The organism is Streptomyces sp. R33 (assembly GCF_041200175.1).
GTDB classification, from domain to species: domain Bacteria; phylum Actinomycetota; class Actinomycetes; order Streptomycetales; family Streptomycetaceae; genus Streptomyces; species Streptomyces katrae_B.
Genome location: NZ_CP165727.1, coordinates 7,868,187 through 7,881,431 on the forward strand (window position 1 = coordinate 7,868,187; position 13,245 = coordinate 7,881,431).

Consider the following 13,245-nt stretch of genomic DNA (forward strand, 5'->3'; position numbering starts at 1 on the left):
CCGGCGATTGTCCCCGACTCCTAAGCTCCGAGTGCGAGTTGGCGCCCGTAGAAGGATGGTGCTCATGCCCGGAGGTGTCACGGACGGCTGGGTGCGGGAGAGCTTCGCCTCCTCCCGGGAATTCCGTCTCCCCTACGTGCGCGACCACGAGGTGCTCACCCGCCGGGTGCGTGACGCGCTGCTGGACGGCCCCGGCTTCGCCCTGGTCACGGGCACGCCCGTTGCCGCCATGAGCACGGCGGAAGCCCAGGAGTTCGGCGTCACGATGCTCCGGCACCTCGGGGAGCCGCTCCCGCAGGGCCGGGGCGCGGAGACGGCCCTCGGATGGCTGGTCAGGGACGAGGGCGTCTCGGCGCACACCGACTCCCGCCGTTTCCACGAGGACGCCTACACGTCGAAGTCGCGCGGCTACCTGCACCTGCACAACGACCGGGCGGTGCGGCCCTTCGGTCAGGAACCCGACGTCATCGCCCTGTTCACCCACCGCAGGGCGCGGCAGGGCGGCGCGTCGGTGCTGGTGGACGGCTGGACGCTGTACCGCCTGGTCCGCGCGGAGTTCCCCGGCCTACTGGCCCCGCTCAGCACCCCGTTCGCCTTCGACCGTCGTCATGTCACGCCGCCCGGGGAGTCGCCCGTGGTGTGGGCGCCGGTGTTCGAGCAGGTGGACGGCCGGGTCCGGGTGCGGTGCAACGTCAAGCGGCTCGAGACCGGCGCGGAGCTGTCCGCAGAACCTCTCCCGCCCGAGAGGCGCGCCGCCCTCGACGCCCTCGGTCGGCTGCTGGCCCGCCCGGAGCTCCGGGTCACTGCCCTGCTCGAGGACGGCGACTGCCTCGTGATCGACGACCGGCGCGTCCTGCACGGCCGTACGTCCTACGAGGACCACGCCGACCCCGCCCGCCGGCGGTGCCTCGTACGCGTCATGTACCGATCGCCTGGGCGTAGTGGAACAGCCCGCTGGGGTCGTACCGGCGCTTGACGTCGAGCAGGCGGGCGTAGTTGTCGCCGTAGTACGCCGACTGCCAGTCGTGCAGGTCCGGGTCGGGGAAGTTGACGTATGCGGCGCGCGTCTCCAGGTCGCGGGAGAGCGTACGGTGCAGGGCGCGGGTCCGGGCCAGCTGCCGGCGGACGCCGGCCTGCGGGGTGTCGGCCATGCAGTGGGTGCCGATGTCGATGACGAACGTGGCGTCACGGTGCGGGTAGGCCGTTTCGCCCGGCTCAGGGCGGCCGCTGGCGCCGCCCATGGCGAAAAGGGTGACGTAGCCGGCGTGGCCGGGAGCGCCCGGCTGCCGGTCACGCACCCACTCGACCACCGATTCGACCGTCCCCGGGCTCAGACACCGGTCCGGCACGAGTGACTTGGACGCGTAGTCGTCCGGCGTCCCGGGCTTCTCCAGCTGGTGGTCCTGCGCCGCCCAGAACTGCCGCTGCTCGATGAACTCACGCGCAGGCCGCAGTTCCAGTACCGGAGCGAAGATCCTGCGCAGCGCCGTCTCGTCGCCCGGCAACTGGCCCAGCAGCGCGACGGAGGCGGCCTGTCCGTCGCCGGCGTTCTTGAATCCGATGCGCACGTCGAAGTCGCCCGCGTCGTCGTCGGCGAGGATCTCCTGCACCGCCGCTGTACGTCGCCCGCCGTCGCGCACGCCACGATGCCGGCCGGCAGCACATGGGCGTAGCGCAGGTTGTCCGGCGCCGCCAGCAGGCCGAAGCCGTCACTGCCCGGCCGGTACAGACCGGCGGCCGGGCTGAGGCTGCGGCGCAGCTGCTGCCAGGCTCCGGCCTCCGCCGGGGACCCGCCGGGGACCCGGCCCGGTCGGCGGGGCAGGGGCGTGACGGCAGCCGCTGCGGCACCGTTCCCGCCGGTCAGGCCGCCGGCCAGGGCGCTCGCCGCGCCCGCCGCCTCCCCGGCACCCCACCGCAGAACGTCCCGGCGTCGCGCCATCATGCAGTCCTCTCCTCGTACGGGATCAGTGCGCGGCCGCTGCCCGGGCTCCGCCGTGCTCGCGATATCGCGGCGATCATGCTCCCGGCCCGCCCGCCGCACGGCCTGCGCCGCTCCGGCGGCGCGGAGGGGCAGGGCGCGTTTGCATAGACATGCGTTTAAGTGCATACTCTTCCCATGTCTAAGGTTCTCACCTCCCTGCCCACCGGCGAGCGCGTCGGCATCGCCTTCTCGGGCGGCCTCGACACCTCCGTCGCGGTCGCGTGGATGCGCGACAAGGGTGCCGTCCCGTGCACCTACACCGCCGACATCGGCCAGTACGACGAGCCCGACATCGCGTCGGTGCCCGGCCGTGCGAAGACCTACGGTGCCGAGATCGCGCGCCTGGTCGACTGCCGGGCGGCTCTGGTCGAGGAGGGCCTGGCCGCACTCGCCTGCGGCGCGTTCCACATCCGCTCGGGCGGGCGTGCGTACTTCAACACCACGCCGCTCGGCCGTGCCGTCACCGGCACCCTGCTGGTCAGGGCGATGCTCGAGGACGACGTCCAGATCTGGGGCGACGGCTCGACGTTCAAGGGCAACGACATCGAGCGGTTCTACCGCTACGGCCTGCTCGCCAACCCGCACCTGCGCATCTACAAGCCGTGGCTCGACGCCGACTTCGTCACCGAGCTCGGTGGCCGCAAGGAGATGTCGGAGTGGCTGGTCACCCACGGGCTGCCGTACCGCGACAGCACCGAGAAGGCGTACTCGACCGACGCCAACATCTGGGGCGCCACCCACGAGGCCAAGACGCTGGAGCACCTCGACACCGGCGTGGAGACCGTGCAGCCGATCATGGGCGTGCGGTTCTGGGACCCGTCGGTCGAGATCGCCGCCGAGGACGTGACGATCGGCTTCGACCAGGGCCGCCCGGTGACGATCAACGGCAAGGAGTTCCACTCCCCGGTCGACCTGGTGATGGAGGCCAACGCCATCGGCGGCCGCCACGGCATGGGCATGTCGGACCAGATCGAGAACCGGATCATCGAGGCGAAGAGCCGCGGCATCTACGAGGCGCCCGGCATGGCGCTGCTGCACGCCGCGTACGAGCGCCTCGTCAACGCGATCCACAACGAGGACACCCTCGCCCACTACCACAACGAGGGACGGCGCCTCGGCCGGCTGATGTACGAGGGCCGCTGGCTGGACCCGCAGGCCCTGATGGTCCGCGAGTCGCTGCAGCGCTGGGTCGGCTCGGCGGTCACCGGCGAGGTGACGCTGCGGCTGCGGCGCGGTGAGGACTACTCGATCCTGAACACCACCGGCCCGGCCTTCAGCTACCACCCGGACAAGCTGTCCATGGAGCGGACCGAGGACTCGGCGTTCGGCCCGGTGGACCGGATCGGCCAGCTCACCATGCGCAACCTCGACATCGCCGACTCGCGCGCCCGGCTCGAGCAGTACGCCGGCCTCGGCATCGTCGGCACCGCCCACCCCGAACTGGTCGGCGCCGCGCAGGCGGCGGCGACCGGGCTGATCGGGGCCATGCCCGAGGGCGGCGCCGAGGCCATCGCCTCCCGCGGCGAGGTCTCCGCCGAGGACGAGCTGCTGGACCGCGCGGCGATGGAGTCCGGCACCGACTGACCGGCCGACCAGCTGACCGGCCGAACCGAATTGCCGAATGACTGAATGACCGGCCGTGCCCGACGAGCCGCCCCCGACACCGCGTCGGGGGCGGCTCGTCGGGCGTGGGACCGCTTAGGATGCGTCCCATGCCGGACGTCTCTCCCCGCCCCGAGCCGTTCACTCCGAAGACCGCCCCCGCGGCGCTCGAGGACCTCCGCGCACGGCTGCGCGCGACGCGCTGGCCGGACCTGCCGGAGGATGCCGGCTGGTCGCTCGGGACCGACCTCGGCTACCTGCGCGAGCTCGTCGCCTACTGGGCGGACGGCTTCGACTGGCCGGCGCAGGAGGCGGAGCTGGCCCGCTTCCCCCGCTTCCGCGTCACCCTCGGCGGCCTCGGGATCCACTTCGTGCACGTCCGGGCCGCCGCTCAGGCCGGGCCCGTGCTGCCGCTCGTACTCAGTCACGGCTGGCCGGACTCGTTCTGGCGCTACGCGAAGGTGATCCCGCTCCTCACCGACCCCGGCGCCCACGGCGCCGATCCCGCCGACGCGTTCGACGTGGTCGTGCCGGACATGCCGGGCTTCGGGTACTCCGACCGCCCCACCGGACCGCCCCTCGACTACATCGCCGTCGCCGGCCTGTGGGCCGAGCTCATGGCAGTCCTCGGCTACCCGCGATTCGGTGCGGCGGGCGGGGACATGGGCAGCCACGTGAGCCGCTACCTCGGGCTCGACCACCCCGACCGGGTCGTGGCCGTCCACCGCACCGACGCGGGCCTGCCCCTGTTCACCGGAGACCCGGCGGACCTCGCGCCCGAGGAGCGCGCCTGGCTCGGGGACGCGGCGGCCTGGGGCGCGACCGAGGGAGCGTACGCCGCCCTGCAGCGCACGAAGCCCCACACCGCCGCCTTCGGGCTCACGGACTCGCCGGCCGGGCTCGCCGCATGGATCGTCGAGAAGCTCCGGGCGTGGAGCGACTGCGACGGCGACGTCGAGCGGAGCTTCACGAAGGACGAGATCCTCACGAACGTCACGCTCTACTGGCTGACGGAGACGATCGGCCCGTCGATGCGCATGTACCGCGCGAACGCCGCGGTCGCGCCCGAGCAGCACGCCCGCCGGGTCGAGGTGCCCTCCGGCTTCTCGATCTTCGGCGGCGACGTGGTCCGCCCGCCCCGGGCGTGGCTGGAGCGCACGGCGAACGTCGTGTACGCGACCGAACCCCCGCGCGGCGGCCATTTCGCACCGTTCGAGGAGCCCGAGCTCTACGCGGCGGAACTGCGCGAGTTCTTCCGCCCTTACCGGTCGGCGGCGGCCGGCTGAAGCCGTCGGCACCGGGGCCTGACCCCGTTCGTGACCAAAGGGTGCCCCTCTGTACAACTCGCATGTCATGATGCTGAGTTGTGGCTGAGGGGGAGGCTATGGCGAATACGGCTATCCGCGTGCGCCTGACGCAGGGCGCGAGCGAGAGCGACATCGCGGCGCTGAAGGCGTGGCTCGAGCGGGAGCGGAAGCTCGAAGCCCGCAGGGAAAGCGGCGAACTGGAGATCCACGAGCGCGCGGGGACGGAGGACGGGTCCACCAGCCCGATGGGGGCCGGGATGGAGATCGTGCTGGTGCTGATCGGAGCAGCCGCCAACACGTTGTTCGACGAAGTGCTGGAGCAGGTGAAGAGCGGGGTCCGTGCATGGCGGGAGAACCGCCGGTCCGTCGAACGCGGTGAACCCCCGGAGGTCGAGGTCGCGCCGGAGAGCGACGGGAGATAGCCCGGTGGCGCGCTTCGACCCGCGTGGGAAGGTGAACCGGGCGCTGCTCGTCGGAGTCCCCGAATACGACTTCAAGCAGCCCGAGCACCCCTTCGGAGTGTCGGGCGACCTCGGCGCGGTCGGCCAGAACCTCGCCGCACTGGAGCGGGCCCTCCGCGGGGGCGGTGTGTTCGCCGAGGACGGGATCACCGTCACCAGGCCGGGCACCGTGGACGAGTTCGACCGGCAGTTGGACACCGCGGTGGAGGAGGCCGAAGGGCTGCTCCTGCTCTACTTCTCCGGCCACGGCGCCGTGCCCAGTACGGGGGACGAGCTCTGGCTGCTGATGCGGCGGGCGACGATCGTCCCGGGCGACGAGTCCGTGTTCCGCGGCGCCGTGCCCTGGAAGAGCGTCCTCACCGTGCTGTCCCGGGCCCGGGCGGAGCAGGTGGTCGTCATCCTCGACTGCTGCTACGCGGGTAACGCCTCGGCGGCATGGAACGCGCTCGGTACCGCCCAGCGTCAGCGGACCTCGCTGCTGATGAGCGTCCAGGCCAACAACCGCATCGACGCGGGTGACGGTGACTCGCCCACGCCCTACACCGCCCAGCTCGTATACCTCCTCCACGAGGGCCTGGGCGGCCAGGGCGGCGAAGTCGGTTTCGCCGAACTGGCCCAGAAGCTGTGGGCCCACATGTCCAAGCACCACACGACGCTGCGCGGGCCCGCCGAGCCGTGGGAGCCGCAGAGCCACGCGGCCACCTCGGGCGCCGACGTACTGCTCGCAGCACCTCCCGCCCGCTCGCAGGACGCGCCGTCCTCGCCGGAACTCGACTCCGCCCCGGGCGGGTCCGGCAACCGGCCGGCCACGCCGCAGTCGCCGGGCCCCGGCCCCCGCCCCGACCGAAGACCAGGAGTCCTGGGCCGGCTGGGCCGGGCGGTCCGGGCGGGCCGGCTGGGCCGGGCGGTGCGGCCGGGCCGGCTCCGACCCCTCACCGGCCGGAGGCTCGCGATCGCCATCGGCGTGTCCGCGGCGATCGCCGGACTCCTCGCCACCGGCATCGCCGCGCTCGACGGAGGGGACGGCGGCCCCTGCAAGCCGCCGCTCGAACTCCGGCTGCTCACCGACCCCGAACTGGAACCCACCGTCCGCAAGGCCGCGGAGGCGTACCTGACGTCGGCGGAGAACACGTCGGAAGGCGGGTGCAGGCGCACGGGCATCACCGTCTACAGCGCCGGCGCCGCCGCGGCCGTCGCCGCGTTCAGCCGGCAGTCCGACCCCTGGCAGCGGCCGGTGACCGACGAAACCAACCCGCAGCGCGACATCGGCCCGCAGCCGGACATCTGGATCCCGGGCTCGTCCGCGAGCGTCGACCGGGCCCGTACGGCGTCCAGCGAGCGGACCTATGTCGCACTGGAGGCGGACCCCGAGCCCTTCGCGTACTCGCCGGTCGTGCTCGCCGTACCGCAGGACCTGGCGGAGGAGGCGGTCGCCGCCCGGGTCGGTGGTCTCGCAGCCTTGACGGAGGCGCTCAGGAAGCGCGAGCCGAAGTCCGAAATACGGCGTACGGACCCGGAGAACAGCGACTCCGGCCTGCTCGCCACCGTCGGCCTGTACGGCGCGGGAGCGCAGGATCCGGCCGCCGCCGAACACAGCGTGAGCCAGCCGGGACCGCCGTCGCGCACCGGCGGGGACCTCTTGTGCACCCTGCCCGACGACCACACCGCGGACAAGCGCACCACCGCGCTGGTGCCGGAGTTCCTGCTCAGAACCGGCGTGGGCTGCGACAGCAGGACCCGTGTCCGCCGGATGGCCGAGTACCCCACCGACGTCCCGGGCCTCAACCCGACGTTCGTACGCGTGCGCTGGCTGGGACCCGAACGGGACAAAGCCTTACGGGACAGCGCCGCGGAGCGGTTCCGCGCGTGGCTCACCGGCAAGGGAGCGGGCGCGAAGAACGGAGCGAACACCACCGCGCCGGCGGTCCGAGGCGGACTCGCCGTATTCGGGAACGACGGCTTCCGCAGCGCATCGGGTCCTCGCAGGCCCCTCGGCAACGGCAGCGCACCGTCCGCCGACACCGGTGTCGTGTTCAGCAACTTCGGGGCCCTGGACGACCCCGGCCCGCTCGGCGCGCCCGCCCTCCCGCCCGCGATGACCGCGGCGCTGAAGGGCTATCGGGAGGCCAACGGTCCGGGCCGGGTGCTCTTCCTGCTCGACTCGTCCGGATCCATGGGCAGCCTCTGGCAGGGCCCCGGCGGCGCCCCCGGCATCATCTCCCAGTCCCTCGCCGGGCTCGGCCAGCTGGACGAGTACGGGGTCTGGGCGGTGGCCACGGAGGAGCCGGGCAGCTCCCGTCCGTACAGCGAAGTGCTGCCGTTCGGCACGCACTCGCGCGAGGAGGGGAAGCAGACCATCACCGCCAAGGCCCAGGTCAAGGACCTCGAAGCCGATCCCGACAAGGCGCTGATGGCGGCCCTGGACTTCATGAGGCAGCGCGGTACCGACGGCCGGGGGCCGCAGCTGATCGTCTACCTGACGGACGACGAGGACAACAACCGGCTGAACGAGGGCGGCCGGCTCGACACCCTGCTCCTGTCCGTGCGGACGGGGAAGAGGATCCCGGTGGTGATGGCCTCCCTGGACAGCGGGGGCTGTGACAAGGGCAAACCGGACGCGCTCGTCTCCGAGGCGAGCGGCGGCCGCTGCCTGGACACCAAGAGCGATCTCGTCGCGCGGCTGCGGGACGAGGTCGCGAGGACCGGAACGGGGGATCAGGGATGAGGCTCGGGCCCACAGGGCGCGCCGCGTCCGCACTGCTCCTCGCCGTGCTGCTCACCGCAGGGTGCGACGCCGGCGGTGGCGGGGCGGCCGGCGGCGGACAGAGCGGCGCTGCGGGCGCCCCCGACCAGCCGGGCGACATCGTGCTGGCCAGCGGCCGGGACGTGACCGGCAAGGGCGGCATCCGCCAGCAGCTGATCGATGCGTGGAACGCGCAGCAGGAGGGCAAGGGCTCCGGCCACCGGGCCCGCCTCGTCGAGCTGCCCGGCTCGGCGGACCAGCAGCGCAGCCAGCTGCTCGGCGCGCTGCAGTCCGGCAGCGCGGAGTACGACGTGGTCAACCTCGATGTGACCTGGGTGCCGGAGTTCGCCGCCGCGGGCCTCGTCCAGCCGCTCCCGGGCAAGCTGGTCGACTCCGATGTCATCAAGTCCGTCGCCGCCACCGCCCGCTGGGGGGACAAGCTCTACGCGGTCCCCTTCAACAGCGATGTCGGGCTGCTGTTCTACCGCCGCGACTACCTGCAGAGCGCGGGCGTCAAGGAGACCGACCTGAGCAAGGGCACCGGCGGCGGCTGGTCCGTCGTCCAGCAGCTGATCCGCGCCCTCGACGCGGCGCGCAAGAGCCTGCCCGAGGCCTACGAGAAGGGCTGGACCTCGCAGCTCGACGCGTCGTACGAAGGGCTCACCGTCAACGGCATCGAGGCCTTCGCCTCCGCTTCGGCCTCCGACGGCTTCACCCTCACGGACAAGGAGGGCCGCTACGCCGGTTCCGTGGACGACCTGAAGGCGGGGCTGGACGAGCTGGGCAACCGCACCGAGGCGGCCTACACCCTGGCGGCCGCCGCCCAGTCCGACGAGGCGGACACGCTCACCGACTTCGCGGCCGGCCGTACCGGCTTCCTGCGCCACTGGCCGTACGCCTACCGCACGCTCCACCAGTCCCTGTCCGAAGAGAAGCTCGGCGTGGCCCCGCTGCCCGGCCGGGCCGTGCTGGGCGGCCAGAACCTGGCCGTGGCCACGGGGTCGCCGCGGAGCAACGCCGCCCGTGAGCTCATCGAGTTCCTCACCAGCAGGCAGAACGAACGCTGCCTGCTCGACGCGGGGTTCGCGGCCACCCGGATCTCCGCGTACGTGGACGACAAACTGAAGTGCGAGGCGGCGAAGCCACCCGGCCAGCCCACCGCGGCTCCGACGAGCGAGCGCACCGACCACATGCCACGGGACGCGTACGGCCGTCCCGGTTACGCGCGCGGCACCCTGCTGCCGGCACTGGAGAACGCCGTCCAGCGGCCGCGCACCCCGCTCTACGGCGCCTTCAGCCAGACGTTCGCCGCCCAACTGGCCCGGCTCCAGGGCGACAAGCCGCCCTCCGACGCGGAACTCGCCAAACACCTGCACGACCAGCTGAAGAAGGCCCTGCCCCCGGGGTGACCACGGGCGGTCAGCCGACGCGGTCCGGACGAGCACTGCGGAAGGTGCGTCGGTAGGTGTCCGGTGGCACGCCGACCGTGCGGTTGAAGTGGCGCCGCAAGGTGGCGTCCGTACCCATGCCGGTGGCCGCGGCGATCGAGCCGATGGTGTCGTCGGTGGTTTCCAGGAGCTCCTGGGCACGGTGGATGCGTTGCGTCAGCAGCCAGCGCAGGGGAGTGGTGCCGGCGATGTCCGTGAAGACGCGCGCCAGGTGGCGTGAGCTCATGTTCGCCCGGCGCGCCAGGTCCTCCACGGTGAGCGGCTGGTCGAGGCGCTCCATCGCCCACACCAGCAGCGCGCCGAGGGGGTGGTCGGGGCGCTCGGGCAGCGGGGTGGCGACGAACTGGGCCTGGCCGCCGGCCCGATGGGGCGGTACGACGAGGCGGCGCGCGACCTCGTTCGCGACCGCCGAGCCGTGGTCGAGGCGGACCAGATGTAGACACAGGTCCATCGCGGCGGCCTTGCCGGCCGAGGTCAGCACGGTGCCGTGGTCCACGTAGAGCACGTCCGGATCGACGACCACCTCGGGATGCCTCTCGGCCAGCGCGGCCGCGTGCAGCCAGTGCGTGGTCGCGCGGCGCCCGTCCAGCAGACCCGCGGCGGCCAGTACGAACGCGCCCGTGCACAGCGAGGCGACCCGGGCGCCCGCATCGTGTGCCGCGCGCACGGCATCGACGAGTTCGGCGGGCGGGTCCGCGTCCGGATCGGCGCACGCCGGGACGATCACGGTGTCCGCATGCACGAGCCGGTCGAGTCCCGCGTCGGGCTCGAGCCGGAAGCGGTCGCCGACCGGCACGGTGCCCGGGGCGCACACGGTGAACTCGTACCAGGGATCGACGAGATCCGACCGGTCGACGCCGAACACGTCGCAGGCGGCGGCGAGTTCGAAATGCGGTACCCCGGGTGTGACGGCCAGCGCGACAAGGCTCATGTCCGAAAGTGTACGGGGCGTGGCGTTCCTGCCACTCCCGGCCGCCGGGCCGCCGGCGGCACCATGGCATCTGTTGATCATTCGCGCACGAGCCCGAGAAGCGCGAGCGCACGAGACGGGGGAACCTCATGGGAACGAGTCGAGCGGCAGCGGTAGTGGTGTTCGGCGCCTACGGGCACACCGGACGCTTCGTCGTGTCCGAACTGCTGGAGCGGGGGCTGGTCCCGATCCTGTCCGGCCGCGACCCCGGCAAGCTGCGGGCGCTGGCCGACGACTTTCCCGGACTCGACGTCCGGCCGGCCGCGGCCGACGATCCGGGCTCGCTCGACCGCGCACTGGCCGGCGCGGCAGCCGTGATCAACTGCGCCGGTCCGTTCGCCGTGACGGCCGCGCCGGTCATCGAGGCGGCGCTGCGCGCTCGGATCGCGTACCTGGACGTCGCGGGGGAGGTGGAGGCCGTCGCCGATACGTTCGCGCACTTCGCGGACCGGGCCCGCGACGCCGGCATCGTGGTCGTTCCCGCGATGGCGTTCTACGGGGGTCTCGGCGACCTGCTCGCCACCGCCGCGCTGGACACCGCCCCGGAGGCCGACGAGGTGCACCTCGCGTTCGCCCTGAGCAGCTGGCGGCCCACGGCCGGGACGCGCGGGTCCAGCCAGGTCTCCCGGAGCCGGCGCGAGGGCCGGCGGCTCGTCTACGCGAAGGGCCGTCTGGAGCTGCGTACCGACGAGGCGCCCACGGGCCGGTGGACGTTTCCCGCTCCGGTCGGGGACCGGCCCGTGATCGGCGAGTTCACCACCACCGACAGCGTGACCATCGCACACCACCTGTCCGCCCCGGACATCCACACCTGCATGACGCTCGAGGCCGTCAAGGACGTCCTGGCCGCGGACGCGGAACCCCCGAAGCCGGTCGACGAGCGGGGCCGCTCGGCACAGACCTTCCTCGTCGAGGTCGTCGTCCGTGCGGGCGGCACCCGGCGCCGTGCGGTCGCCCGCGGACAGGACATCTACGCCGTCAGCGCGCCTCTCGTTGTGGAGGCCGTCAGCCGAATCCTCGCGGGAGGGGCCGGGAAGGCCGGGGTGGTCGCGCCCGGCGAGATCTTCGACGCGCACGCGTTCCTGCGCTCACTGGCCCCGCACCACCTCTCGTACGAGCGCGGTGCGGCCTACTGACGGCCGGTCGGCTACTTGGGGTCACCCAGACCTGCCGCTTGTTGGTGTTGGCCGTGTACAGCTGGACCGCTGGGCCGGCGCCCCGTTGCAGTCGTACAGCGAGCCCTAGTCCGCCCACGACGACCGCGACGGCACACCGCGCCAAGGGTGCTATATGGCGGGGAGTTGCCGCCTGCGCGGCCGTCCTACCGGCTGCTCAGCCGTGCCATTGGCGATCGTGCAGCCGGTGGGCCTCGGTCAGGCCGTCGCGGAAGAACCGCTCGTAGTAGGCGGTCTCGACGTGGTGGGCCTGCAGCCAGACTCCAGGGACGTGGATCGTGTCACAGTGGGCGGGGAACCGCCCGTGGGTCTCGTAGATGTACGTGCAGATGTCGCGCGTGCAGGCGATGACGTCGGCCGAGTAGTTGCTGGCCTCGCGCAGGTACTGGGCGCCGAACTCACCCCGGTAGATGCGCTGGAACAAGCCCTCGTCGGTGTAGATGCCCTGCGGCCCGAACTTGTCCGCCACGACCGCGTCGACCGCGTCGTTCATCGTGGCGTAGTTCGGCGGGCACATCGCCTTGATCAGGTGCTCCCCGTTGTGGCGCAGGCCGACGGTGGTCGCCCGCAGCGCGGAATAGCGCGGCAGGGGCACCTGCCAGCGCAGGAGGTCGGCCGGCCGCCACCGGGGCGTGGTCCAGTCGAAGCCGAGCATCGGACCGTACGTGGGACGGAACTTCGGGTCGCCCAGCATGATCGGCGGGGCGAGCGAGGCGTGGATCCATGCCCCGAGCCCCATGGCGTCGGCGGTGAGCATGATGTTCTGCAGCAGCAGGTCGGCCTCGATCTGCGTGCGCATCGCCCAGATCGCGCCCAGCGGGAGTTTGATGTCCTTGTTCAGGAACCCCGACTTGACCCACTTGCCCACGCCCGCCGAGCGGTAGAGGTTCCGGTCGTCGACGATGGCCGGCCGTGCGCCCTCGGGCTGCGTGAGCAGGTACATCATGCCGTTGATGTACTGCCGCGACAGGTCCACCACCGGAAACAGGACGGTGGTGCCCGGGAGGTTCGAGAGGAACCGGTTGGAGTCCAGGTAGGCGGGGAAGTCGCGCTTCCCGTCCGGTACGTCGATGCGGTGGTCGAGCAGCTGCACCTTGGCCTGGGCGGCGCGCGAGCACAGGGTCTCCGCGTCGAAGGTGGCCGGTGAGCCGTCGGCGGGAGGAGGCAGCTTGCGCAGGAAGTAGGTGCCGGTGTCGTTGATCAGGAAGAAGTGGGTGCCCTGGGCGTTGTCGGGGCTGCCCGCGGTCCGTCCGGCCATGTTGAGGTTCGGCTTGGCCATGATCGGTTTGCCGTCGCGGGGATCGGCGAAGGGGCGGTCCGGCATGGTGAGGCCGGTGCACCCCGTCATGGAGATGAGAACTGCCTCCTCCAGCTCCGTCAGCGGTGCGCGTGCCTCGGTGGAGGACCAGCTCATCGAGCCGGCTTCGACGGAGCTTCCGCGGCTGACGCGGTGGGTGCGGCGGCGCCAGATCGACGTGATCAGCGGGCGGTTCAGGAGGGCGTCGAGCCCGGTGTGGCGGTGCGTGTTCGTCAGGTCTGTCATGCTCCTGCCCCTTCC

Annotated in this window: 10 protein-coding genes; 7 read left to right on the forward strand and 3 right to left on the reverse strand. The window is 72.3% G+C overall.

Annotation, left to right across the window (positions count from 1 at the left end):
- The first annotated feature begins 64 nt into the window (after positions 1 to 64).
- On the forward strand, positions 65 to 976 hold the full coding sequence (locus AB5J51_RS36110) for a TauD/TfdA family dioxygenase (protein ID WP_369779638.1): 912 nt from the start codon (positions 65 to 67) through the stop codon (positions 974 to 976).
- Here the strand turns inward: AB5J51_RS36110 and AB5J51_RS36115 are convergent.
- Positions 918 to 1,640: a BBE domain-containing protein gene (locus tag AB5J51_RS36115; RefSeq protein WP_369779639.1), complete on the reverse strand. Its 723-nt coding sequence runs from the start codon at positions 1,638 to 1,640 to the stop codon at positions 918 to 920. The two genes, AB5J51_RS36110 and AB5J51_RS36115, sit on opposite strands and share 59 nt — an antisense overlap.
- Before the next feature lie 476 nt (positions 1,641 to 2,116).
- Here AB5J51_RS36115 and argG point away from each other — a divergent pair, with 476 nt between their 5' ends.
- From argG to AB5J51_RS36140, 5 genes are all read left to right on the forward strand, one after another.
- Positions 2,117 to 3,565 (forward strand): argininosuccinate synthase, encoded by a 1,449-nt coding sequence (argG, locus tag AB5J51_RS36120; RefSeq protein WP_030296155.1) that lies wholly within the window; start codon positions 2,117 to 2,119, stop codon positions 3,563 to 3,565.
- A 128-nt stretch (positions 3,566 to 3,693) separates the two neighbouring features.
- Positions 3,694 to 4,869, forward strand: a complete 1,176-nt coding sequence (locus tag AB5J51_RS36125; protein WP_369779640.1) for an epoxide hydrolase family protein — start codon at positions 3,694 to 3,696, stop codon at positions 4,867 to 4,869.
- Positions 4,870 to 4,967: 98 nt separating this feature from the next.
- Positions 4,968 to 5,312: a hypothetical protein gene (locus AB5J51_RS36130; RefSeq protein ID WP_053787619.1), complete on the forward strand. Its 345-nt coding sequence runs from the start codon at positions 4,968 to 4,970 to the stop codon at positions 5,310 to 5,312.
- A gap of 4 nt (positions 5,313 to 5,316) precedes the next feature.
- Positions 5,317 to 8,076, forward strand: coding sequence for a substrate-binding domain-containing protein (locus AB5J51_RS36135; protein WP_369779641.1), 2,760 nt, complete (start codon positions 5,317 to 5,319; stop codon positions 8,074 to 8,076).
- Positions 8,073 to 9,503, forward strand: a complete 1,431-nt coding sequence (locus tag AB5J51_RS36140; protein ID WP_369779642.1) for an extracellular solute-binding protein — start codon at positions 8,073 to 8,075, stop codon at positions 9,501 to 9,503. The genes AB5J51_RS36135 and AB5J51_RS36140 overlap by 4 nt, the downstream gene beginning before the upstream one ends.
- Positions 9,504 to 9,513: 10 nt before the next feature.
- On the opposite strand, the gene AB5J51_RS36145 is transcribed toward AB5J51_RS36140, so the two are convergent.
- Positions 9,514 to 10,473: a helix-turn-helix domain-containing protein gene (locus tag AB5J51_RS36145; protein ID WP_053787402.1), complete on the reverse strand. Its 960-nt coding sequence runs from the start codon at positions 10,471 to 10,473 to the stop codon at positions 9,514 to 9,516.
- A 128-nt stretch (positions 10,474 to 10,601) separates the two neighbouring features.
- Here AB5J51_RS36145 and AB5J51_RS36150 point away from each other — a divergent pair, with 128 nt between their 5' ends.
- Entirely contained in the window at positions 10,602 to 11,648 is a 1,047-nt protein-coding gene (locus tag AB5J51_RS36150) for a trans-acting enoyl reductase family protein (protein WP_136223456.1), read from the forward strand.
- A 196-nt stretch (positions 11,649 to 11,844) separates the two neighbouring features.
- Here the strand turns inward: AB5J51_RS36150 and AB5J51_RS36155 are convergent, their stop codons facing one another.
- Complete coding sequence (locus AB5J51_RS36155) at positions 11,845 to 13,230, reverse strand: hypothetical protein (RefSeq protein ID WP_053787400.1); 1,386 nt, start codon at positions 13,228 to 13,230, stop codon at positions 11,845 to 11,847.
- Between the last annotated feature and the right edge of the window lie 15 nt (positions 13,231 to 13,245).